This window comes from Chroococcus sp. FPU101, assembly GCF_017312365.1.
Taxonomy (GTDB): domain Bacteria; phylum Cyanobacteriota; class Cyanobacteriia; order Cyanobacteriales; family Microcystaceae; genus Chroococcus.
The window spans coordinates 16,288-41,031 of sequence record NZ_BLJI01000031.1 but is presented as its reverse complement, the minus strand read 5'-3'; the positions used below and the strand labels follow the sequence as shown (position 1 = coordinate 41,031).

Sequence of the window (24,744 nt, the reverse complement as noted above, 5' to 3'; positions counted from 1 at the left end):
GACGCGTTCTTGATGCGTTTGTGTAATTTAATTTTTAGAAAGATTTACTATGAGCTTTTTAGATTCTAGAGGTAGATTGTTCGGTAGGTTGAATATTTTGGACTTAGCAGCCGCTTTAGTCATTCTAGGAGTAATTACAGGAATTTTTATTTTCCCTGGCACATCTGGAAAAGGTTCAATTGCTCAAGTTCCCTCAGAACCGATAGAAGTCGATGTTATTGTTAAAGGATTAAGTGTACTAAATCCTGATGGCTTAATTCAACAATTTAAAACTGATAAAAAAACTAATATTGTAATTCGGAATCAACCAGCAGGTGAATTAGAAGTGGTTAGAGTTAGAGAACTCCCTCGTAATATTCTTGTTCCTCAGCCTGATGGTAGCGTAAAAGTACAACCCGACCCACGTCCTGAGTCTGCTTATTCCCAAGATATGATTTTGACACTGGCTGCCAAAGCTGAAATTAGTGAGACAGGTGCGGTTGTCGGAGGTCAAAAAGTTAAAATCGGAACTTTATTTGAGTTAGAAGGCGATAATTATAATTTTAATTCCAGTGTCATTGATGTTAGAAGAATGGCGAAGAAGTAAGGTTATTTATTAAAAATGTAGAGATGTAGTGTATTGCCTCTCTACATTTTTATTAAATTCCCTAACAGCCTAAACATTTTTAAAGCCTACAATTAAAGCCAAAAGTCAAGGTAAGAGTAACTTAAGATAAAAGCATTAATAAAATTAAATCTGATTTAAGTTCATTGGTTAAAATTGAATTATCCAACGACTGAAAAATGGGTAGCTCATAATGCTTCTTCAATACGATCGCAACCGCAAATTACCCACAGCAAAAGACTTACCTCATACTAACGATACCCCTGTGGATAACGAATTACAGAATGATCTTCCTAATTTACTCAGAGCCATGCTTGCCTCAATTTGGGCTGATAGAAGGGATTGGTTTTTTGGGGTCGATATGGGAATCTATTATGATCCAGATAAACCTGCAATCATTCCCGATGGTTTTTTGAGTATCGGTGTGCCTCGGTGGATTGAATCAGACTTGCGCTTATCCTACGTTTTGTGGGAAGAACAAAAACTACCGATTTTAGTCCTAGAAGTGGTTTCTCAAACGAGACGAGGGGAATACACCACTAAAAAAGACTTTTATGAACAGATGGGGATACTTTACTATGTCATTCATAACCCTTTGCGAAAAAGAAAACAAAAATTAGAAGTCTATAAATTAAACAACGGAAAATATGAATTACTAGAAGGTGAGGCAGTTTGGTTTCCTGAAATTGGTATCGGAATTATGCGAGAAAAAGCAACCTATCTGGGAATAGAGTATGATTGGGTATATTGGATGGACGAACACGGAAAGCGTTATTTAACTCTCGAAGAACAAGTAAAAGAAGCTCAACAACAGGCTCAAGAGGCTCAACAACAAGCTCAAGAGGCTCAACGACGAGCCGAATTACTAGAAGAAAGATTACGAGAATTAGGCATTGAGCCAAATGAATTAAGGTAAACTTGAAACTGTTCACGTAACAGACGATCGCTAATTTCGGTCTCCCACTGTTGTAATTGTGTTTTAAATTCAGGCTGATGTAAATCACCTCGCCATAAAATTAAAGCATCTTCCCCCGTTTGCTGATAATAACCTTTACGTCGTCCTGCCACTTGAAAACCAAATTTTTGATAGAGGGAGATAGCAACATTATTCGAGACGCGAACTTCTAGGGTTGCTCGTTCTAACTGACGAACGACTGCATCTTTGAGTAAAGCATAGAGTAAGAATTGACCTAAACCCCGTCCTTGATAGTCGGGATGAATGGCAATTAGTGTAATATGTGCTTCCTCTAAAATCGCCCAAAAGCAGCCACAACCAATAATTTTGTCTAAATTGGGGTTAAGAGGAATAGACAAGGTTAGAAGACTACTATTAGGGCTTTCTAGCTCTCTTTTATAGCCGTCTAGCGTCCAAAGACCACCTAAGCAAACTTGATCAAGTTCAACAATTTGGGGTAGATGTTCAAGGGTGGCGACTTGAAGATGTAAGGGAAAAAGAGACATCGACGCAACATCCTATTAAATAAGAGTCCTCACCCACTCTAACAGCAGATGAGGATAGATGACTTGGCTTTTAGCAATGAAAAAGCTTGGTCTTAAATATTGCGAGGTTCTTCGCCAAAAATTTGCGCTCTTAACGCTTCAATCTCAGTTAGTAACTCCTGACGGTTAGAGGCTTTCCAGAGATAGCGATAAATAAACCAAGCTGAGTAAATTAACCCAATTAATTGCATCAGAGGTGAGATGAGCGGAAGATCATTGATCGCATCAAGAACCGCCAGAATGACCTTAACGGTAATAATACTACCGACAATCAAACCGAGAGTAGTGAGAAATTTTTTGTTACTAGGATGAGCAAACCATTCACCGATGTAGTCGGGAACTTTAGCTAGATAGTTTCGCACTGACTCCCAAACTGGGGCAATGTACTCTTGGATGATCTGGTCTGTAGTACTGGGTTTAGTCAGTGATCCAGGCGCATCGGGTCTTATTGAGGGTTTGGTTTCCGTGGGTTTAAATGATTCCATATTTATTTGACCGATCCTTAATGTTAGGTTTGACTCTTTTGTATAGAGCAGACAGTCGTCTAAAATGTCAGACTGTACCTATCTTTGCTCATATTATCAGACAGTTTTGATAGCTTACTCAATCTTTCTCAACAACTATTAAGAATTAACTGATATGACAACTCATGTTCAGTTATTGTTGCTGCAAGCTTATATTCTATGATATTCTTTATCCTTTCAGAGAATAGATCTAACTTACGAAGTAATCCTAAGTGGATTAAGTGTCTTTTTTAGGATATTACTAAGATACACTTTCTTTAAAATGACTAAAGTTTCTCCATTGGGGCGATGGTTGGATCGAGGATTTTTTGACCACCACCTGAAAACTTAACGGCGATGCTTGCCCGCTTACCACCTGCTAAAATGTGGGTCACTTCTCCTTCGCCGAAAATAGTATGGTAAATGCGATCGCCTACTTCCCAAGATACATTATTTGTTTGATAACTTCTCGGAGTGGTAGTTACTGGACGACTTTGAGGGGGTTTAGTCTTAACGTTACTGGTGACTAAATCTTGAGGGAATTCTTGTAAAAATTGTGAGGGAATTTTGCTTTCACGATTTCCCCAAACAAACCTTTCTTTGGTATGAGTTAAAAAAAGTTGTTCTTGAGCGCGTGTCACACCTACATAACATAAGCGGCGTTCTTCTTCGATGGATAGAGGATCGTCTAAACTTCTCATATGAGGTAGAGTTCCTTGTTCTAAACCCACTAAAAAAACAACAGGGAATTCTAACCCTTTAGCAGAATGGAGTGTCATTAAAGAAACTTTTTCTTGTCCTTCACTTAAGTCATCTAAGTCTGATGAGAGAGAAGCAGTCGCTAAATAATCTTGTAAGCTGTTATTTTCACTATCTTCACTAAACTTGACCACAGCATTGTACAACTCAAAAACGTTTTCTAAACGGTTATTCGCTTCTTCGGTTCCTTTTTCTTTTAAATCAGCAATGTAGCCAGATTGTTCCATGACTTGTAGTAAAATCTCTGCTACGGGAAGGCTTTCCACTTGGGCTTGAAAAGTTTGTAATAATTGAACCAATTGATTAATTGATTTAGCCGCCCGTCCAGCAATTGTGTTGACTGAAGTTTCATCACTTAAGATTTCCCACAAAGGTATCCCTAATTCTTGGGAAGCAGTGACTAAGCTTTCTATGGTGGTTTTTCCAATGCCACGACGCGGTGTATTAATAATTCTTAATAAACTTACAGTATCAGATGGATTAGCAATCACCTTTAAATAAGCTATAGCATCTTTGACTTCTAGACGATCATAAAATTTAAAACCACCAACGATCGTATAAGGTATATTCCTTTGTACTAACGCATCTTCAAACGGTCGGGAGTGAGCATTAATTCGATACAAGATGGCAAAACTACCCCAATTTAATTCAGGATTTTCTCTCTTTAGTTGTTTTATTTTATTAATAACAAATTCGGCTTCAATTTCTTCATTATCGGCTCGATAACAAAATATCGTATCACCTAAGCCTCTAGTTGCTTTCAGAATTTTCTCAATTCTTTGAGTATTATTTTCAATTAATTTATTAGCAATTTGTAGAATATTTTCTCTAGAGCGATAATTTTCTTCTAGTTTAATCATGGTACGGGTATCATCATCGGATAGTCCATCGCCAAAATCAGATTGAAAATTCAATAAAATTGTAAAGTCAGCCATTCTAAAACTATAAATGGATTGATCCGCATCTCCCACTACAAAAATAGAACGATCTTTCCACTTCCATTCTTTTTTATTGGTTTCGCCATTAGTAGAAAGCAGACGAATTAAATCATACTGAATCCGATTTGTATCTTGATATTCATCGACTAAGATATGTCTAAATTGATGATACCAGTAGCCTAAAATTGATTCATTTTGCTCAAACAAGCGAACAGGGACTAAAATCAAATCATCAAAATCTAAAGCATTATTAGCCGCTAATTGATTTTGATATTCTTGATAAACTTCTGTAATTACTTTACCTCGATAATCAGGATTTTCTAAAGCATATTGATCAGGTGAAAAACCTAAATTTTTTGCATTACTGATTTGATAGCGTACCGAACGAGCATCAAATTTTTTATCATCTAGTTTTAACTGTTTGGTTACAATATTTTTAATCAAACTTTGGACATCCGATTCATCCATGATCGAGAAATTTCGCTGCCATGTTCGTCCCTTTTCATCTCGGTATTTATTGATGTCATAACGTAAAATTCGAGAACACAGACTATGAAACGTTCCGATCCAAAGCTTTTTAGTGATGTTTTTATAAATTTGTGATGTTAACTGTTTTTGTTGATATTCGGTTAATAATTCTAAGCGTTGTCCGTATTTTTCTAAAGCCGACTCTTGAGCGAAAGTTTTTTCAATCCGTTCTTTCATTTCACGAGCCGCTTTATTTGTAAAAGTAACGGCTAAAATATTTTCTGGATCAACTTGATAATAGCGAATTAAATGAGCAATTCGATAGGTTAATGCTCTTGTTTTCCCTGAACCCGCACCAGCAACGACTAATAATGGCCCACAAAAATGTTCGACAGCCCGACGTTGAGAGGGGTTTAATTGATCTAAATAACTCGTATTAGTGGCCATAAGTCTTTCAATATGCTGCGTCTTTCTCTTTCTAATCTTAACGAGATCAAGGAAACAAAGAAGGGTTTGATGGCCAAACCCTTTATAGTCATCAGTTATAAGTCATCAGTGAATGAATTATCCTTTACTGTTTACTGTCTTAGTTATGGATAGAAACTGATTTGAGGTAATCCTAATGCTTCATCCCAACCCATCATTAGATTTAAACATTGTACCGCTTGTCCTGCCTGTCCCTTAACTAAGTTATCAATTGCAGACATAACAATAATGCGATCGGTTCTCGGATCAACTTCGATACCGATGTAACATAAATTCGTTCCAGCAGCCCATTTAGTTTGCGGATAAACCCCGTTTGGCAGAATTTTGACGAAACTAGAAGAACGATAAAACGCCCCGTAAATGGTGATTAAATCCTCTCTGACGAGTCCTGGGTCGCGTAGCGTCGCGTAGACTGTCGCTAAAATTCCCCTGACCATTGGAATCAAATGAGGGGTAAATTGGACTCTAACTTCGTGTCCCGCTAAATCACTACAAACTTGCTCAATTTCAGGTGTATGACGGTGTTTGGCGACTCCATAGGCTCCTAATGAGTTATCCGCTTCAGCTAGTAACATATTAACTTTCGCCTGACGACCTCCCCCCGATGTCCCTGACTTAGCATCAATAATCGCTGTTTCTGGAACAATTAAGCCTTGTTTGAGTAAAGGAGATAAAGCTAGTATACTCGCAGTCGGATAGCAACCGGGGCAACCAATTAAAGATGAGGCTTTAATTTCTTCACGATAAAGTTCGGGAAGACCATAAACTGCTTTTTTGGCGATTGTTTGGTCGGTTCGCTCTTTTTTATACCAAGTTGTATAGGTTTCTAAATCTTTAAAACGATAATCTGCTGATAAATCTAAAACTTTACACCCTTTTTCAACTAAAATCGGTGCTAGATCACAGGCGATGCCATTGGGTAAACCTAAAAAAACGACTTCACACCGCGAGGCGATGACATCTACATCAATTGGTTCAACATTTAAGCTAACTTTATGAATTAAATGGGGATAAAGATCAGTGTAGGGTTTTCCCGCGCTACTATCACCACCTAAATATACGATTTCGACTTCTGGATGTTCCATCAGTAGACGAATTAACTGGACTCCACCATATCCAGAAGCTCCGACAATGCCTATTGGTACTCGTTTTGGGTTGCCCATATCTCTTTTGTATTTCGTGTGATATGTGAGATTTTACTAAAAACTCTCACTTTGGCTGCATTCTATTACTAAATCTGAATTTTGGATCAAAATTTTTTACTAAGATTTGCTAGGGTTGTTGGGTAAACTGTCTTTGTTCATCATTAATCAACCTTGACTATTCTGCAACAAGCTTTATTAACTCAAGTCGCTAGTTTTTTTCCCGATGCGGTTTTTTATAAACAAACAACTCAACGGATAGTTGCTTTAACGATCGATGATATCCCAACACCGAATGAACCTAATGATCAATCGACTCATCTAATTTTAAATGCGATCGCTACTCATAATCAATCGATTAGCAATCCGACTCAAAAAGCCAAAGCTACTTTTTTTGTGATCAGTAATCATCTTTGTCATGAAACTCAGCTTTTACAAACAATCTTAGCCCAAGGTCATGAAATTGGTAATCATGGTTTAGAAGATCTTCTTGTTGCAGCACAATATCCCGAACAGTTTCAGCAACATCTCGAACAAGCACATGACTGTATTTCTCGCTTATGTGGTAAACCGCTACGTTGGTATCGTCCAGGGCGAGCTTTTTATAATCAAAAAATGCTAGAAATCTTAAAACAAACCCCAGACTATGAGCCTCGTTTTGCATTGGGTTCAATGATTCCCCTTGATACCAATTCTTGGTCAGAACATCCTCAGTTTACTGCATGGTATATGTCACAGTTTATTTTTCCAGGCTCAATTCTAGTATTACACGGTGGTACCGCGACTCGTTCTGAAAATACAGCGATCGCTCTTAAAAGTATTCTAAAAACCATCACTGAACAAAACTATCGAGTCGTAACGCTAAGTGAATTATGGGATAGTCCTTCTTAAGAACTCCCCTAAAAGCTACCTAAATGGTGTATTCTGTAGTTCAAAATTATCTTAAATTTGCAGTGAAAAAAATTTCTATTTTAGGTTCTACTGGGTCAATAGGCACCCAAACCCTTGATATTGTCTCCCAATACCCTGAGCAATTTCAGGTAATTGGGTTAGCTACAGGAAATAATGTAGATTTACTGGCAAAACAGATTCGGACTTTTCGCCCCCAAATTGTAGCAATTTGCAATGAGTCTCATCTACCTACTCTAAAATCACTCATTGCAGACCTTGATTATACTCCAATTCTTCTAACAGGAGATGAGGGTATGATCGAAGTGGCTAGATATGGTGATGCTCAAAGTGTGGTCACGGGAATTGTTGGCTGTGCGGGGTTACTGCCTACCATCGCAGCCATTGAAGCAGGTAAAGATATTGCTTTGGCCAATAAAGAAACCTTAATTGCAGGTGGGCCTGTTGTACTACCTTTAGTCGAAAAGCATCAGGTGAAATTATTGCCTGCAGACTCGGAACATTCAGCGATTTTTCAATGCTTACAAGGAGTTCCCAAAGGTGGTTTAAAACGCATTATTTTAACGGCTTCGGGGGGGTCATTTCGGGATCTACCCATCGAAAAATTAGCCTCTGTTACTGTTTCAGATGCCCTTAAACACCCCAATTGGTCAATGGGACGCAAAATTACCATCGATTCGGCAACCCTGATGAATAAGGGTTTAGAGGTCATTGAGGCTCATTATCTGTTTGGCATGGATTATGATGCGATCGATATTGTTATTCATCCCCAAAGTATTATTCACTCCTTAATTGAGCTACAAGATACATCCGTACTAGCTCAATTAGGCTGGCCTGATATGCGTTTACCCTTGTTGTATGCTTTGTCTTGGCCTGAACGAATTTATACCGATTGGGAGAGGTTAGATTTAGTTAAAGCAGGTAATTTGACGTTTAAAGAACCCGATCATCAAAAATATCCTTGTATGCAGTTAGCCTATGCAGCAGGAAGAGAAGGGGGTGCGATGCCTGCGGTCTTAAATGCTGCAAATGAACAAGCAGTTGCTCTGTTTTTAGAGGAACAATTAGCTTTTTAGATATTCCAAAGTTAATTGAGAAAGTGTGCGATCGTTTTATCTCACAAAATACGACAACACCAACACTAGAGGACATTTTAAATGCTGACGGGTGGGCTAGAAAAGAAGTTCTCAGAGCTAGTGAACAGTTAAATCAAGATCCTAAAATTGTGGCAATTCGATAAACTACAAAAAATAGACTAAGACCAGATCAGAGGAGTGAGTTTTGTTAGGAACAATTAAACATCAAGCTAGTCGAGTTCGGCGACGATTACCCATTAATGAGCATTGGTGGACTAAATATGATCTACTCAGAGTATTAGTCAGACGAGATTTAGATGCTCGTTACAAAGGCTCAATTATTGGAAATTTGTGGCCATTACTGAATCAATTATCCCAATTATTCCTTTATATTTATGTTTTTTCAGTTGTTCTTAGGGTTAAATCAAATGTGACTGGAATTGCTGCCAATAGTCATTTATCCTTCGGTTTGTGGTTATTTGCGGGATTCTTACCTTGGTTAGCATTTTCTGGGGGACTCAACCAAGCTACGACTTCAATTATTAATCAAACCAATTTGGTTAAAAAAGTAGTTTTTCCTCTCGCTTTATTACCCCTTGTTCCAATTTTATCAATCTTTATTGAAACCTCATTTGGTTTAGCGGCTTTAATTATTGCTGTTGCTTTTATTTTTCATCAATTACCTTTAACTTTAGCTCTTTTGCCTTTAATTTGGATACCTCAATTATTATTAACGGCAGGACTAGGTTATTTATTTGCTGGTTTGACCGTTTTTTTAAGAGATATTCCACAAACTTTAGCCGTGATTTTAAATTTTTGGTTTTATTTAACACCGATTATTTATCCAATTACTGCTATTCCAGAGAGCTTTCGCTGGTTTATTAATTGGTTTAATCCCATGACCCCCTTATCTGAAATTTATCGAGAATTAATTTTAGTTGGTTCAATCCAACATTGGCGAGAATGGGGAGTGCTTTGGCTAATTTCTATTATTATTTTTATCCTTGGACTTACCATCTATCGAAAATTACGTCCAGCTTTTGCTGATGTTCTATAAATTTAGGTGTAGTTAGGTGGGGTTGACCCACCTTAATCATTTAAGCTGATGGAGGATTTTTGAAAGCTTTTTCGATTGTTCCGATATATGATGTATTTTTCATCCCTACACTATCAATAAGAATGACTTCTAAAATATCAGTTGCTAAATTAACATTGTCATCTAGATGAATGCAACAATTCCAACCCGAATAAGAATAATCTGGATTATTGTAAAATTTAGCTACATCAGGACGATAAGCGAAAGGTAAACATCTTTGTTTAAGTTGACCATTGATCAAAAATTGAATATCTTGAATTGAGGCATGGTCATTATAAGTCGCCGCCCATCCTGCTAAATAAAGTGTATTCTCATTATGTAAATGGCAACGATCAATGTTACTAAATGGTCTTTTATAAAGATTTAATTCCATAGATTCTAAGCTATCATCACGAGTGACAAGATATAAATCTTGATGGTTATTAATACCTTTGCGCAAACAATAACATTTACCTTGCCCATCACTGGCTTCACTAACAGCTTGTTCAACAAAATCTTGAGTAACCCAAGTAGAACCGTATTCATCAGTATCAAGAGAACGGCTTTCACTCATTCCTAAAAAACAGATTCCCTTTTCTGATGGAGAAACGTTAGCAGGTACCAAACTCATATCGTGAGTAGTAAACATCAAAATTCCACGAGGAGTCAAAAGACTGTATAGTTTCCTAAGCCATCGTATAAAGGTGGTTTCAGGAAGATGGGTAAACAGAGAAATCACCAAAATACAATCGAACTGTTGGGAACAAACATAATCTTCAGGACGACTAACTGAGATAATACCTTGAACGCCAAATTGTTCTTCTTGGAACTTAACACCTTCGACATAAATATCAGAAACCCAGATTTTAGAGACGGGCATTTCTTGAAGTAGAAAACGTGTATATCTTCCGTAGCCGCAAGCAAAATCTAAAAAACTATTGATATTTTCAAAGCCATTAAATTTCCACTGAATAACTTGTTTAATGACATCCATAATAGTTGAGCCAATTCGGAAATAATCAAAAAGTGCTTTTTCTTGATTTCCTTGATTTAGCTCTAAACTATAAAGATACATTTCATCATCAGGGTGGATCGATAAATTAAACTGGTCTGGATTTTTTAGATAATCTTTTACTAATCTTTTAACCAAATCCTGCACTGATGTCATTTGGCTTGAGCTTAAGACCAAGGGGACGCTATTAGTAGGAACATTCATTTTTAATGAGTTAATGAATAGGAGCTAATTGACAATTAAACATATCACGACGTGTTGTTAATAGCAAGCGATTTTTTAGCCTTAGCAATCACTGAAAATAGTTTCCTAATCTAAAAGTACAATTGATAACTAGAAAATTAGAGTCTTTATTAGATGAAGTCAGTCAGATGGCTCATTCTGTGACTTGACTTTTGTCATCATTGCTTGTAACTTAGCTGAGTAAGAGAAGTATCTATTTTTTAAGTTAGCGTAGAGTAAAGTATAGTGAGGAGCGTCTAACCCCCTATGAGTCACGAGGACGTTATATGCCTAGAAGGGATATCGAAGTGTTATAAACAGTACGTTTATCCAATTGATCGACTAAAAGAACTTATTATCCCCGCGCATTCGAGAGCTAAAGAATTTTGGGCATTGAAAAATATTGATTTAAGTATCACTCAAGGAGAAACGTTAGGCATTGTCGGACGCAACGGCTCAGGAAAAAGTACATTATTACAGATTATTGTGGGAACTTTAACGCCCACATCAGGTCAAGTTAAAGTTAACGGGAGAATTTCGGCTCTTTTAGAATTAGGTAGTGGCTTTAACCTAGAATTTACGGGTCGTCAAAATGTATTTTTTAATGGTAGGCTATTAGGCTTAGAGCAAGAAGAAATCGAGAAAAGATTTGATGAAATTGTTGCTTTTGCTGATATTGGTCATTTTATTGATCAGCCAGTCAAAACTTATTCGAGTGGGATGTTTATTCGACTTGCTTTTGCTGTGGCAATTAATGTTAATCCAGATATTCTAATTGTAGATGAAGCTTTAGCGGTGGGTGACGAAGCCTTTCAAAGAAAATGTTTTTCTAGAATTCGAGCTTTTAGAGATCAGGGAAAAACGATTTTATTTGTTTCTCATACAGCATCTTCAGTGATTGAATTATGCAATCGTTCTATTTTAATTGATCATGGAGAAATTATTCTTTCTGGTTCTCCTAAACTAATTATTTCAAAATACCATAAACTGCTTTATTGTCCTAACGATCAAGTTGAAGCATATAGAAAAGAAATAAAAGAATTAAATCGTCAAAATAATCATAATAACTCTCAAACTAATTTAGTTTTAGGTGATGATTCTGATAGTCCATCTTTGCAGTTATTAAATCATCATAAAAACAATACACTTGTTAAAAAATTGCAGCCTTTTTATGATCCTTATTTAAAGCCTGAAAGTACGGTTACTTACATTTCTAGAGGGGCTGAAATTCGAGATCCTTATTTAACAACTTTAGAAGGAGAAAAAGTCAATAATTTAGTTCGTGGTGAGGAATATATCTATCACTACACTGTTGATTTCTCCGAAGATGCTTATCAAGTCAGATTTGGTATGTTAATCAAAACGGTTAGTGGTTTTTTCTTAGGAGGTGCAGCCTCGCATCCTATCAATAAAATGATCGAATTTATTTCAGCAAATACAACGGCTAAAATAGAATTTAAGTTTTCTTGTCTGCTACTTCCAGGTGTTTACTTCCTCAATAATGGAGTTTTAGGTCAGATTGATTCCGAAGAATGCTATTTACATCGATGTGTAGATATTTTAATGTTTCGAGTTCAGCCAGAAGAGGAACTTACAGCGACTCAAACGGTCGATTTTCTAATTGAACCGAATGTCTCTTTATATTTAGAGCAATGTAAGATCATCGCCTAGGAAAGATAGTGACATCTTTTAAAAATTAGATATTGATTTTTGTTGACTTAAAAAAGTGAATAAATGGAGTAGTTTTCCTTTTTTAAGTTATGATATTATTTGTTGTAATTTGGTTGGAAAATTTTATGGATGATCAACAGCTTCAAAAATTTATAGCTTCTCTTGCACTAGAAGGACTTGTCACTCAAATTTCAGATGCTGATCAAATGCTAGCTCGTGACCATGCCGAAAATATTCCTAGCGAACAGAACTACTTTCACTATTTTAGAGTAACCAAATCTGCCTTAGAAAATATTGAAAGGGCTAAAGATTTATTAGCTCAAGATATTAAATATATTTTGGATATGCCCTCGGGTCATGGAAGAGTTTTACGGGGATTGCGATGGTTATTTCCAACTCAAACCATCTATGCTTGTGATACTAATATAGATGGTGTTGATTTTTGTGCTGAAAACTTTAATGCAGTCAAGGTTTATTCATCGAGTGATCTAGACCAAGTGAAATTTCCTAAACAATTTGATTTAATTTGGTGTGGTTCTTTGATTACTCATTTTAATCAAAAAATGGCTTATGACTTATTGAAGTTATTTATTAATAATCTGGCAACTCAAGGAATTCTTGTTATTTCATCTCACGGTGATACTGTAATTAGGCGGATGATCAATGGTGAAACCTACGGACTAAAGCAAAATCATTTATATGATCTGATAAATGATTATTATCGTCAAGGATATGGCTATTGTGATTATGCTGATAACTCTGGTTATGGGTTGTCTTTAATTGATAAAAGTTGGTTTGAAAAAATGAGTCAGCAAATGAATTTCCAAGTCTTGGAATATCGGGATGCAGCTTGGGATAATCACCAAGACATAATATTGATTAAAAAAGTTTAGTTAAAATAAGAGAACATTTATAGGCACAAAAGTCATTCAAATTGACAGCTTAAATGAGTCGAATCAATCTATTGGAGAAGCTTGTATGTTCAATTCATCTTCAAACCCTCCCACTTTAATTATTACAGGGATGCACCGTTCGGGAACCTCTTTAACAGCTTCTTTATTACAAAGTGCGGGACTCAATATCGGTAAGGATTTAATGAGTGCTTCTCCAGGCAATGCTAAGGGTTATTTTGAGAACATTAATTTTGTTGATTTTCACGAACGGGTTTTAGTCTCCCAAGGTTTTGCTAAAGAAGGATGGACTTTAAATAAAGATATTGCTGTTCCAGAAAATTATTTAGAAGAAGTTAAACAACTGATTCAAAATAATCAAGCTGACTCGGCTTGGGGATGGAAAGATCCGCGTACTACTCTTTTTCTATCTTTTTGGTCAAAATTGCTGCCTGATGCTAAATATATTTTCATCTTTCGCTCTCCTTGGGAAGTTGTTGACTCCTTATTCCGACGTGGAAATTCTGGTGATGAAGTTTTTACTCATAATCCAAATTTAGCTCTTGAACTCTGGCAAAGTTATAATCAAATCGTTTTAGATTTTTATCAAAATTCTCCAGAGAAATGTATTTTACTTCACTTGAGTACAATTACTGATGATCCTAATAAACTAATTCAATTAATTAAGCAAAAATTTAATATTTCATTAGGTTATTGTGCTTATCTTTTTGAACAACAATATTTAAATCGCTCAGTAGAATTTAATCGATTATCATTATTAAAACGTTATTTTCCAGAAGCAATTAAGCTTTACTCTACTTTAAATAAAACTGCTGATTTATTCTATCAAGATGAACAGTTGAATGATCTCCTTTCATCCGAGATTGATAGTTATTTTACTCAAAAAGCCTGGGTTCTTCAAGATTGGTTAAATATTCGTAAGTCAGAAAAGAATGTTAGACAGTTAAAAACACAACTTCAACAGACTCAGACTGAGTTAGAACAGGCGCGGACACAACTCCAACAGACACAAATTGATTTAAATCAATCTCATATTCAACTCCAACAAACACAAATTGATTTAAATCAATCTCATATTCAACTTCAACAAACACAATCTGAGTTAAATAATTGCTATGTACAACTACAAGAAACTCAATCTGAGTTAAATCAATCTCATATTGACCTACAGCATAATCAGCAAGAGTTAAACAATTCTTATATTAAATTACAAGAAACTCAATTTGATTTAAATCAATCTCATATTGATCTACAGCGTAATCAGCAAGAGTTAAACAATTCTTATATTAAATTACAAGAAACTCAATCTGAATTAAATGAATTTCACCTTAAACTAGAACAAGCACAACTAGAAGTTAAAGAGTCTCAGGCACAATTGTACATGACTCAAATCGAATTACAACAAATTTCTGCACAATATAAATTAACTAAGGATGAATTAGACCGATCGCAAATTCATCTTAAACTGACAGAGGATGAATTAAACAAAGCGCAAAAACAACTTAAATTTACAGAAGATGAATTAGATCGATCGCAAAGACAACTCGATCAGACCCAAATAAAACTCAAAAAATCTCAAGTACAAATTCAGCAAATGCAAGCTGATCTACAAAAATCACAAACGCAGTTTGAGCGAACACAACAACAGTTTCAGCAGATTTCTGGAAAAGCTCAACTTCAACAGTCAGAATTATACCAATCTCACACTCAACTGCAAGATATGCAGACTTCATATCAGCAAATTTGTAGTCAATTAGAACAAGCTAAAATTCTCATTTCAGCAATGGAAAGCAGTAAGTTCTGGAAACTACGAAAGTTGTGGTTAAAGCTTAAAAGTAAATTCGGTCAATTAGAAGAACAATTGAGCGATAAATCAATAGATGACTTACCAGAACAATGCTTCTTACTGCCATCTGAAGCAGTTTCAGTGAATGATAAAAAAAATCGATTAGAGCAACTCTTTAATTTTAAAGAAATTATTCCGACAGACGACTTAGTAGGACACTTAGATTTACCTACACATAAGGAAAAAAGCCAAACGGGTTTGTTATTGGTGTCAGGTTGGGTTTTTAGCAAAAATGACAGGATTCAAACACTTTTGATCGAAAAAGAAGATTTCAGCAAAGAACAAATCACCTATGGCTTATTACGTCCAGATGTAGCAAGTCAATATCCAGAAATAGCTGAGGCGGGAATGTCTGGATTCCAGTGGCAGATTGCTTTAGGCGACGATTTGGCAAGAGTGCGTGAAATTCGGATTTGGGCTATTCTCGAAAAAAATCAACAACAAATTTGTTGTTTTGTTAGACAAGTTACCATTGAGACTAATGACGAGCAGCCCCCCCCCAACGCGAAAAACGACGAAGACCTGTGTTTTTTAGGTAATCCTCATACAGTTCATGCTTGGCAAAAGCAAGATTTGTATCAAAGATGGCGAAGCAATAACTTTTTAACGCCAAAACTCTTGTTAGTAATGAAAAACGAGGCGACACAGCTTCAACTCAACGCTGGATTCAAAATTAGCCTGATTGTTCCCGTCTATAACACTCCCCTGCAATTTCTAGAAGAAATGTTGCACTCAGTTTTAGCGCAAACCTACCCTAATTGGGAATTGTGTATTGCTGATGATGCCTCTAAAGATAGCCATGTTAAAAAGATTCTTGAAGAATATATAGCCATCGATTCTCGGATTAAAGTATGTTTTAGAGAAGAAAATGGACATATTGTCAAAGCCACTAACTCAGCCTTAGCCTTAGCGACGGGTGATTATATTGCCTTACTCGATCATGATGATACTCTCTCTCTGGATGCTCTACAGCAAGTAGCCGAGTGCATTGCTCAAAATCCTGAGCTTGATTGGATCTATACCGATGAAGACAAAATTGATGAAAAAGGCAATCATTATGACCCACAGATGAAAGGTCAGTGGAGTCCAGAAATGGCTATCACTCATAACTATACTCATCATCTGGCAGTTTTTCGCCGCACTTTAATTGAGCAAGTGGGAGGTCTACGGGAAGGATACGAGGGGGCGCAGGATCTAGACTTGTTTTTACGCATTAGTGAACACACAACTGCCGAACGAATCGCTCATATTCCTAAAGTTTGCTATCATTGGCGTTCTCATCAAAACAGCACCGCTTCAGGAGGTCAGCAAAAGCAATATGTATTTGACAGTGCCTATCGCTGCATTAGTGAAGCACTTGAGCGCAGAGGACTAAAAGCAAAACCGTTTTTACCTGCGATCGCCAAACAATACGATATGTGTCTCTATCAATTATGTTGGGATGCTTCACTGCTGACAGAGCGTTTAGTAACGATCATTATTCCGACAAAAGATCGAGCCGATCTCTTAAAACAATGTATTACCAGTTTAGAAAAAACCATTAATCCATTGTCGGTCAAGCTTTTAATTATCGATGATGGCTCTACGGAAGCAGCAACAAAAGACTATTTTCAGCAGCTACAACAACAGCAATTTTGGTCTTGTCAAATCGTTTCTTCTAATCGACAAAACGATGCGTTTAACTATGCTCGCTTGATGAACTTAGCGATTAAATATGTCGATACACCTTACATTCTGCACTTGAATAATGATGTCGAAGCAATTCATTCTGGCTGGCTAGAAGATATGGTCGGTTGGATGAGTGTTGCCGGGGTTGGAGTGGTTGGTGCAAAACTACTTTATCCAGATCAAACGATACAACACGGAGGAGTCGTTATCGGCTCTCATGATGGTTTAGCCGATCATCTTTTCCATCTGTTACCGCAAGAAGCAGTCGGGTATTTAGCTTTACCTCATGCGACGCGCAATGTATCCGCAGTGACTGGAGCGTGCTTACTCACAACCACTGAGCTTTATCAAGAATTACAGGGATTTGATGAAGAACGGTTTGGGGTACAATACAACGATGTTGATTATTGTTTAAAAGCGATTCAATCTGGACAACGAGTCGTTTTTACTCCTCAAGCTACTTTGATTCATCAAACAAGTGCTTCTCGCGGACAAGACTACAATTTTGAGGAACATCTAAGTTTTCTAAAACTGTATCCCGATTATCGTGATCCATATTTTAGCCCGAATTTAGAGATTGACTCGATGCAAATGGAAATTAATCCAGATCAATTTTGTTATGCAGAAAGAGCCAAAAATCTCAAAATTCTTTTGATTAGTCATAATCTTAATTTAGAAGGTGCACCTTTAATGCTTAATGAGATTGCACAATATTGCGTGTCTCAAGAAGGCTATCAGATTCATGTTTTGTCACCAAAAGATGGCGTATTGCGACAAAGATTAGAAAATTTAGGAGTTAAAGTTATCATTCATCCCATTGATATTTATTGTCCAGGAAAAACGATTTATACTCTCAAGCAAGAACTAGAACAATTAGGAAATGAGCTTCAGCTAAAAGATTATGATTTAGTGGTTAGTAATACATTAGGTGTTTTTTGGGGCGTTGAGTTAGCTAACTTATTTAAAGTACCTAGTATTTGGTACATTCATGAAAGTACATCTATTCATTTGTTCTGTCAGTGTTTTGAAAAATCAATTCAATCTTTGATCTTAAGCTGTTTCACAATGGCTGCTCAGATTGTATTTGTGGCCGAAGCGACACGCAGACTCTATCATAGTTTAGATATCAAAGGAAATTTTCGAGTCATTCATGGTGGCATTGATTTACAAAAGATAGAGAAATTTCGTAAAACTTATCAAAAATCAGAGTTACGAAGTAAGTATAATATTGCCAATGATGATATCGTGATTTCAATCATTGGGACAACCTGCGAACGCAAAGGACAACATATTTTTATTGATGCAATTAAAGAATTAAACAGTATTAATTCCGAAGATTTTTCTAACATTACAGCTTTAATTGTTGGTGGGCGAAAAGGAAAATACTTAGAACTCTTGAACAGAAGAATAGAAAAAATGAATTTAAAAAATGTCATCATTTTTGAAGAAACATCAGAAATATATGATTTCTTCCATCTTAGTGATATTTTTGTTTGTGCTAGTCTTGAAGAATCATTTCCAAGAGTCATTTTAGAAGCAATGGCATTTGAACTGAAGATTATTAGTACTGATGTATTTGGTATTCCAGAAATGATTAACAATGGTGTGGAAGGATATTTGATCAAAGCGGGCAATTATCAAGCTTTAGCTCAAGCAATCAATGATTGTCTTGAAAATCCAGAACATTCCGCTAAAATGGCTAGAAATGGCTATCTGACTATGCAGCGTAAATTCGATGCTCAACGTCTTTTGAAAAAGCATTTGGAAACAATTAAAAAAGTTTCTTTAGGTTAAATCTTTATTAGAAAGTTATGTCTAATTCAGCCGAAAATTCCCCTTTAGTCAGTATTTTAATTCCTACTTTTCAAGGTGAAGAATTTCTTGAAGAAACGCTTTTAACTGCGTTCGCTCAAACTTATCCTAACCTAGAAATTATCTTATCAGATGATCACTCAACTGATGCAACCGTAAAAATAGCTCAATCCTTTGAAAAAAAGTCACCTCACCAATTTAAGATTGTTTTTAATCCTCATCCTGGAATGGTACAAAATTGGAATTATTGTATTGAGCAAGCTAAAGGAAAATATATTAAGTTTCTTTTTCAAGATGATTTACTTAACCCTTATTGTGTTGAAAAATTAGTTAATCTAGCTGAACAAGATAATGCTATCGGTTTAGTCTTTTCACCTCGAAATGTTTTAGTAACTTCAAATAACAGTCATCAAAAATTAGACTCAAATTATGAAGAAGCTCAAAATCTTCATCGTTTTTGGTCAGTTTTAAAACCAATTCAATGGGGACAAGATTTAATAGAAGATTCGCAGTTTTTAGAAGCACCAATTAACAAAATAGGTGAGCCTAGTACTGTTTTAATCAGAAAAGAAGTCTTTGATAAAGTTGGTTATTTTGATTTAGAGTTAGCTCAACTCGTTGATTTAGAAATGTGGATTAGAATCATGATTCACTACAAAATTGGCTTTGTAGATGAAACATTATCGACTTTTAGAATTCACCCTAAACAACAAACACTAAAAAATGTTCAGACTGGTAAATCTGCGATCGATCATCAGAAGTTTACTCAAAAATTGTTAACTGGCGATTTTTCTAACTTTTTATCAAAAAATTTAAAAAATCAGATTTACTCTCGCCGAGTTACCTTAGTTGAGGATGATTTACGATGGCAGTTAAACAGAGCAAAAGGTAGAATACAGCAGTTAGAAGAATATGAACAAGAATTAGAAACTAGATGGTCAACTACTCAACAAGAATTTGATAAATTAGCAACAAAATTAGTGCAATCCCAAGCTTTGATTCAAGCAATGGAAAGTAGTAAATTTTGGAAAATAAGAGAAGCATGGCTACGAGTAAAAAAGGTATTTTTTTCCGATGAACAAGCTGAAAAAAATGATTTATCTTTAATCTTTTTTAAAACACAAAAATTAACTAAAACTTTTTGGTTTAGCCTAACAGAAGAAGGTTTAAAGGTTGCTACTAAACGAACCTATCGAAAAATCCTCAAAATTATGACTGGAAAGGTTGTTATACCGCTTGAAGAAGATGTGCAAAAAATAGCGCAATTATCTAACCCCAAGCCACTGCAACTTCAAACGTCTTTAAATCCTGTAATTTCGATTATTATTCCAGTCTATAATAAATATTTATATACATTTAATTGTCTAAATTCAATTGCTAAAAATATCTCGCCTAACTTAGATATTGAAGTTTTACTAATTGATGATTGTTCAACAGATGAAACTCAAGAAAGCTTAAAAGAAATTACAGGAATTCGTCTCATTAAGAATTCAGAAAATTTAGGTTTTATTCGCTCTTGTAACGCTGGTGCGGCTCAAGCTAAGGGAAAATACTTGTTTTTTTTAAATAATGATACTCAAGTTTTACCAAATTGTTTAGAAAGCTTAATCAGTGTTCTTGAAAAAAATGTATCAGTGGGTGCTGTTGGTTCAAAACTGCTTTATCCAAATGGGAAATTACAAGAAGCTGGCGGTATTATTTGGCAAGATGCTACGGGTTGGAATTATGGACGTTTAGATAATGCTGATCAACCTGAATATAATTATCTTAGAACAGTAGATTATTGTTCTGGTGCAAGTTTATTAGTTAGATCTGAAATATTTAAACAACTTAATGGTTTTTCTGAGCAGTTTTTACCCGCTTACTATGAAGACACAGATTTGTGTTTTGCCATTCGACAATTAGGATATAAAGTTCTTTACCAACCGCAATCACAACTAATTCATTATGAGGGGATTACTTCTGGTACAGATCTTAATAGTGGTGTGAAGCAGTATCAAGAAGTTAACCGTAGTAAATTTTTAAAAAAGTGGGAAGTAGAACTTAAACAACATTATATATCTGATGCTAAATTAGTCCCTCAAGCCGCTAGAAGACTTCAAGGCGAAAAGACAATTTTAATTATTGATTCTTATGTCCCACTGTACGATAAAGAATCAGGCTGTGTCCGATTATTTGAGATTTTAAAAATTTTCTTAAACTTAAAATATCGAATCATCTTTTTCCCAGATAATGGAAATCCAGAAGAACCTTATACATCAACCCTACAACAAATGGGGATAGAAGTTCTTTATGTGACTCCTAAACAAACTGATTTAAAAGAGTTACTGATTAAGCGCTTACCTTTAATTGATTTAATCTGGCTCTGTCGTCCCGAATTATGTGAAAAGTATTTAGATTTAATTCGCTATTATTCTAAAGTTCCAGTAATTTATGATACGATTGATCTACATTTCCTCCGTATCAAAAGACAACAAGAATATTTATCTAAAGATTATCAAAATACTAACTGGTCTTGGGAAACCTATCAAAAACAAGAAGTTAAATTTGCTCAAGCTTCAAATGCCACACTCGTCGTTACAGAAGCCGAAAAAGCCATACTCAATCAGTTAGCTGTTGATAATGTTTGGGTCATTCCTAATGTACATTATCCCCATCAATACGGTTTAAAATCATTCGAGCAACGTTTTGGCTTATTATTTATTGGCAGTTATAATCATCCGCCTAATATTGATGCTGTAATTTGGCTGTGTCAGAAAATTATGCCGATCATTTGGCAAACTCATCCAGAGATTAAACTAACTTTATTGGGAAGTAATCTAAAAGACGAAGTAAAAGCTTTAGCATCAGAACGTGTTTTAGTAAAAGGTTATGTCGAAGATGTCGAACCTTATTTTTTAGAAAGTCGTGTTTTTGTTGCTCCTTTAAGATTTGGTGCAGGCATGAAAGGGAAAATTGGTCAAAGTATGTCCTATGGAATGCCTACCGTAACGACGACCATTGGCGTAGAAGGAATGGGGTTAAAAGAAGGTTATGATGTATTAATTGCTGATCAATCCGAAATTTTTGCTCAAAAAGTGATCTCAGTCTATGAAAATGCTGAACTGTGGCACACGATCGCTCAAAACTGTCTAGAAACCATTCGACAGTATAGTCCAGATGCAGTTCAGAAAAAATTACAAGACCTATTTGCTAGTTTATCAAACTCAAACTTAAGGAACAAATGAATCTTAAAATTTCTCAAAGTTTGATAGGATATTAGGGAATTCACTGTATCCAAAAGTTAGTACGAACGTTCATTAGAAATATGATTAGGAACATCAAATTTATTATTTCATCTGCCTTTTTAATTATGCTAACCGCTTGTGGTAGCACAACAACACAAACCACTACTACGCCCACTAGCAGTCCAGAGACGACTGCTTCACCAACAGAAACACCTCAAACCACTACACCTTCACCGACAGACACCACACAAACTTCATCAACGACGGAAGGAATTATTTTTAAAGAACCTGTAAAAAATCAACTCAATGGCTATATGGATGCACTGAATAACTCATCAAAAACCACTCAAACCATTGAAGCAGGTAAACCCATTCAATTATCAGGATGGGCGATCGCACCTGATTTAAGTCAACCTGCAGAGTCAGTAATCATTACTTATGGTGACACCAACACAGTAATAACGACCATACCAGTGAGTCTTAATCGTCCTGATGTCGCTAAAACTTTTAAAAAACCAGCACTCGAAAAATCGGGATGGGTTGCTAAACTTGATCCTGCTTCTCTTAATTTAACAGGTAACACGGCTAAAATTAAAGCTTGGTCTTACAATAGCCAAACTAAAGAAGCTTACCCTCTGAACAATTCTTTTGAAATCGTTCTGAAATAACAGTTTTAGAGGTGGGTTAGACCCACCTTTTTAATTAATTATGAAAATAGACAGAGCGTAGGGGGACAAAACCTGCTTCTTGTATTAATCTTTGTCCTTCATCAGTCAACAATAAATGGCTGTAAGCTTCTCCTGCTTGTTCTTCAATTCCGCCGTCTTGCCGAAGTACAACAAATAATTTTCGTGTTAAAGGATACTCACTATTTTGAAAAGCATTATAGTTTAAAGTATTTTTAGTTTCAGTGGAACACTGTTCTGGAGGAATATAAGAATCCCGATAAGGAGTAATAAAAGCACTTCCTAGACGATAACTAATTGGAATCGGTTTAATACTACATTGTCCGACAACCTCAGCAGCCGAAGCATAATAAATTGCTCCTTTATTCTGACTAACGGCTCTTAAAGCTTCTGTTGTTGTTTTAACTTCAACTACTTTATTAGTAAAAGCTTGTTGATTAATAATATTTTCTTTAAAAAACTCTGTTGTACCGCTATTAAGAGGACGAGAATAGGGAATAATAGCTAAATTTTCGCTACCGAGTTGTTGCCAATTAGTGATTTTTCCTGTGTAGATTTCTCGAAGTTCTTCTAAGGTTAAACCCCTAATTTTCAAAGCTGGATTAACGGCGATCGCAATTCCATCAATTGCAACAGGTACTTGTCTAAGCGTAATTTTTTGTCGTGCGGCGGACTCAAATTCTGACTCTGAAATCGGTCGAGAAGACTGAGCAAAAGACAATTGACCTTTGAGCAGCATTTGAATTCCTGTACCTGAGCCTTCAGGTAACATCGGATGTTGAGTATAAATCAACTGATAATCTAAAAATTTTTCTTTAATTTTGCGATCTACTAAACCCCGAATTGGAGCCCAAGTCGTACTTCCTCCATATCGCCAATTGCCTGAGACGGGACTAATTGAACTAAAACCCGTCATTTGAGGAACCGTTGAAGATTGAGAGCTTAATAATAATTGTGAGCCGAGCGATAAGCTACCGATTCCGACCAAAAAACCAACTAAAACACTTGCTATAGAAGTCATTCCTAAAGATTTAGAAAAAAACGTTTTTGGTGTGAATTGAGTTGGTTTAACATCATTTTTAGGTAATGAATCAATCATTTTTTCTAAAGGTGATGCCCAAAGAAAAGGAACAATTGATGATTTTAAACACAGCGTTGGTAGCCAATTAGCTCCAGGATATTTAGAGTTAAAATGTTCTAATCTTTTTCTAGCTTTTAAAACCGAGACAAATAATGATTTATGTTTCGTTAACTCCTTAAAAAAATGTTTAAGAAATTCAATAGCCACTTCATCGGGTACAGGTTCTCGCATGACAATACTTTGGGGTAAATTTAACTTAATTAATTGATAGGCTAATCCCAAACCATCACAAGAATTAAAAATCGCTAGTTGTAGTCCCTTACTAATTGCTTCTTTTAAAGCATTTTTAAATTCTTCAATACTAATACTTTCGTGATTATTAATTTCAATCCAGCCAATTTGACCATCGGACGTACTACCACTGTGTCCCGTAAAAACAAAAATATGATACCCCTTCTCATCCCATAATGCTTCACACAATTCCTTACGGCTTGGCTGAATTAAACTAATTACCTCTGCGTTGTACTCTTTTAATTGTTCAATAATTGCGAGATCAGATTGTGTATTAATCTGGTCACTACGTCCAACAACTAATAAAATTCGCGGACAAGAACTAGCGGGCTGTGGTTGAATTCGACTAGATTCACTTAAGTTACTTTTTGGAATACATAAAGCAATTTCAGCCGCAGGATAATATTGTTCTAATAAATCCCATTCTTGCCAAGGCAAACGCAATAAGCTAATGTCATTTGCGTCAATAATAATTTGCGGTTCCTCGTCACCTGTTTGAGATAATTGATGAGCAATTGAGATTAAACTATCTCGAATCGGTTGCCATTCTCGATCACCACAATTAAGCCATTCATTGAGATGGGTTTTCACCTCAGTAACTAAAACAATCGGTGAAGAAATGGTAAGGGTTTTAGGTGATAAACGTAACCCTGGTTGTGGAGCAATATATTGACGAATTTCATCGAGTTGACGATAGTTGATTTGCCATTGGGTAAAAGACGCTTCTAAAGCACTCGGAAGTCCTGAAAGATAGCCTTCTGTCTCTTTCGTAGGACAATGAGATGCAGTAAGACTGACCCTTAACTGATTGTTGGGTGCAAGTCTAAATTTTAATTTAACAGTTGTCATAAAAATTT

At 35.8% G+C, this 24,744-nt stretch carries 15 protein-coding genes and 1 pseudogene; 10 read left to right on the top strand and 6 right to left on the bottom strand.

Annotation, left to right across the window (positions count from 1 at the left end; all coding sequences use genetic code 11):
- Positions 1 to 49 precede the first annotated feature (49 nt).
- Positions 50 to 586, top strand: a complete 537-nt coding sequence (locus CFPU101_RS19920; protein WP_206817072.1) for a DUF4330 domain-containing protein — start codon at positions 50 to 52, stop codon at positions 584 to 586.
- A 211-nt stretch (positions 587 to 797) separates the two neighbouring features.
- Positions 798 to 1,520: a Uma2 family endonuclease gene (locus CFPU101_RS19915; RefSeq protein ID WP_206817071.1), complete on the top strand. Its 723-nt coding sequence runs from the start codon at positions 798 to 800 to the stop codon at positions 1,518 to 1,520.
- On the opposite strand, the gene rimI is transcribed toward CFPU101_RS19915, so the two are convergent.
- The 4 genes from rimI to argC all read right to left on the bottom strand — a co-directional run bounded on the left by rimI (position 1,451) and on the right by argC (position 6,421).
- Complete coding sequence (gene rimI, locus CFPU101_RS19910) at positions 1,451 to 2,065, bottom strand: ribosomal protein S18-alanine N-acetyltransferase (protein WP_206817070.1); 615 nt, start codon at positions 2,063 to 2,065, stop codon at positions 1,451 to 1,453. The two genes, CFPU101_RS19915 and rimI, sit on opposite strands and share 70 nt — an antisense overlap.
- A 92-nt stretch (positions 2,066 to 2,157) precedes the next feature.
- A complete protein-coding gene (locus CFPU101_RS19905) occupies positions 2,158 to 2,589 on the bottom strand; it encodes a CAAD domain-containing protein (RefSeq protein ID WP_206817069.1) in 432 nt (143 codons plus the stop codon).
- 305 nt (positions 2,590 to 2,894) lie between these two features.
- Complete coding sequence (pcrA, locus tag CFPU101_RS19900; RefSeq protein ID WP_206817068.1) at positions 2,895 to 5,219, bottom strand: DNA helicase PcrA; 2,325 nt, start codon at positions 5,217 to 5,219, stop codon at positions 2,895 to 2,897.
- A 143-nt stretch (positions 5,220 to 5,362) separates the two neighbouring features.
- The gene (gene argC / locus CFPU101_RS19895) at positions 5,363 to 6,421 is read right to left on the bottom strand and encodes an N-acetyl-gamma-glutamyl-phosphate reductase (protein ID WP_206817067.1); all 1,059 of its coding nucleotides are present in this window, start codon (positions 6,419 to 6,421) and stop codon (positions 5,363 to 5,365) included.
- A 153-nt stretch (positions 6,422 to 6,574) separates the two neighbouring features.
- Here argC and CFPU101_RS19890 point away from each other — a divergent pair, with 153 nt between their 5' ends.
- The 3 genes and pseudogenes from CFPU101_RS19890 to CFPU101_RS19880 all read left to right on the top strand — a co-directional run bounded on the left by CFPU101_RS19890 (position 6,575) and on the right by CFPU101_RS19880 (position 9,442).
- On the top strand, positions 6,575 to 7,291 hold the full coding sequence (locus tag CFPU101_RS19890; protein WP_242578122.1) for a polysaccharide deacetylase family protein: 717 nt from the start codon (positions 6,575 to 6,577) through the stop codon (positions 7,289 to 7,291).
- Between the two features lie 62 nt (positions 7,292 to 7,353).
- Positions 7,354 to 8,549, top strand: a pseudogene (gene dxr / locus CFPU101_RS19885) (1-deoxy-D-xylulose-5-phosphate reductoisomerase).
- A gap of 41 nt (positions 8,550 to 8,590) precedes the next feature.
- Complete coding sequence (locus CFPU101_RS19880; RefSeq protein ID WP_206817066.1) at positions 8,591 to 9,442, top strand: ABC transporter permease; 852 nt, start codon at positions 8,591 to 8,593, stop codon at positions 9,440 to 9,442.
- Between the two features lie 40 nt (positions 9,443 to 9,482).
- On the opposite strand, the gene CFPU101_RS19875 is transcribed toward CFPU101_RS19880, so the two are convergent.
- Complete coding sequence (locus CFPU101_RS19875) at positions 9,483 to 10,676, bottom strand: class I SAM-dependent methyltransferase (protein ID WP_206817065.1); 1,194 nt, start codon at positions 10,674 to 10,676, stop codon at positions 9,483 to 9,485.
- A gap of 285 nt (positions 10,677 to 10,961) precedes the next feature.
- Here CFPU101_RS19875 and CFPU101_RS19870 point away from each other — a divergent pair, with 285 nt between their 5' ends.
- The 5 genes from CFPU101_RS19870 to CFPU101_RS19850 all read left to right on the top strand — a co-directional run bounded on the left by CFPU101_RS19870 (position 10,962) and on the right by CFPU101_RS19850 (position 22,497).
- Positions 10,962 to 12,365: an ABC transporter ATP-binding protein gene (locus tag CFPU101_RS19870; protein ID WP_206817064.1), complete on the top strand. Its 1,404-nt coding sequence runs from the start codon at positions 10,962 to 10,964 to the stop codon at positions 12,363 to 12,365.
- Between the two features lie 125 nt (positions 12,366 to 12,490).
- Entirely contained in the window at positions 12,491 to 13,258 is a 768-nt protein-coding gene (locus CFPU101_RS19865) for a class I SAM-dependent methyltransferase (protein WP_206817063.1), read from the top strand.
- A gap of 85 nt (positions 13,259 to 13,343) precedes the next feature.
- Entirely contained in the window at positions 13,344 to 18,584 is a 5,241-nt protein-coding gene (locus CFPU101_RS19860; protein WP_206817062.1) for a glycosyltransferase, read from the top strand.
- A gap of 17 nt (positions 18,585 to 18,601) precedes the next feature.
- Positions 18,602 to 21,829, top strand: coding sequence for a glycosyltransferase (locus CFPU101_RS19855; protein ID WP_242578121.1), 3,228 nt, complete (start codon positions 18,602 to 18,604; stop codon positions 21,827 to 21,829).
- A 125-nt stretch (positions 21,830 to 21,954) separates the two neighbouring features.
- On the top strand, positions 21,955 to 22,497 hold the full coding sequence (locus tag CFPU101_RS19850; RefSeq protein ID WP_206817061.1) for a hypothetical protein: 543 nt from the start codon (positions 21,955 to 21,957) through the stop codon (positions 22,495 to 22,497).
- Between the two features lie 34 nt (positions 22,498 to 22,531).
- On the opposite strand, the gene CFPU101_RS19845 is transcribed toward CFPU101_RS19850, so the two are convergent.
- The gene (locus CFPU101_RS19845) at positions 22,532 to 24,736 is read right to left on the bottom strand and encodes a substrate-binding domain-containing protein (protein WP_206817060.1); all 2,205 of its coding nucleotides are present in this window, start codon (positions 24,734 to 24,736) and stop codon (positions 22,532 to 22,534) included.
- Positions 24,737 to 24,744 lie beyond the last annotated feature (8 nt).

Excerpts from the sequence above, each read along its gene's own strand:
- rimI (WP_206817070.1), bottom strand. The coding sequence starts at position 2,065 with ATGTCTCTTTTTCCCTTACATCTTCAAGTCGCCACCCTTGAACATCTA.
- CFPU101_RS19850 (WP_206817061.1), top strand. The coding sequence starts at position 21,955 with ATGCTAACCGCTTGTGGTAGCACAACAACACAAACCACTACTACGCCC.
- CFPU101_RS19860 (WP_206817062.1), top strand. The coding sequence starts at position 13,344 with ATGTTCAATTCATCTTCAAACCCTCCCACTTTAATTATTACAGGGATG.
- CFPU101_RS19875 (WP_206817065.1), bottom strand. The coding sequence starts at position 10,676 with ATGAATGTTCCTACTAATAGCGTCCCCTTGGTCTTAAGCTCAAGCCAA.
- CFPU101_RS19920 (WP_206817072.1), top strand. The coding sequence starts at position 50 with ATGAGCTTTTTAGATTCTAGAGGTAGATTGTTCGGTAGGTTGAATATT.
- CFPU101_RS19905 (WP_206817069.1), bottom strand. The coding sequence starts at position 2,589 with ATGGAATCATTTAAACCCACGGAAACCAAACCCTCAATAAGACCCGAT.
- pcrA (WP_206817068.1), bottom strand. The coding sequence starts at position 5,219 with ATGGCCACTAATACGAGTTATTTAGATCAATTAAACCCCTCTCAACGT.
- CFPU101_RS19855 (WP_242578121.1), top strand. The coding sequence starts at position 18,602 with ATGTCTAATTCAGCCGAAAATTCCCCTTTAGTCAGTATTTTAATTCCT.
- CFPU101_RS19845 (WP_206817060.1), bottom strand. The coding sequence starts at position 24,736 with ATGACAACTGTTAAATTAAAATTTAGACTTGCACCCAACAATCAGTTA.
- argC (WP_206817067.1), bottom strand. The coding sequence starts at position 6,421 with ATGGGCAACCCAAAACGAGTACCAATAGGCATTGTCGGAGCTTCTGGA.
- CFPU101_RS19865 (WP_206817063.1), top strand. The coding sequence starts at position 12,491 with ATGGATGATCAACAGCTTCAAAAATTTATAGCTTCTCTTGCACTAGAA.
- CFPU101_RS19915 (WP_206817071.1), top strand. The coding sequence starts at position 798 with ATGCTTCTTCAATACGATCGCAACCGCAAATTACCCACAGCAAAAGAC.
- CFPU101_RS19870 (WP_206817064.1), top strand. The coding sequence starts at position 10,962 with ATGAGTCACGAGGACGTTATATGCCTAGAAGGGATATCGAAGTGTTAT.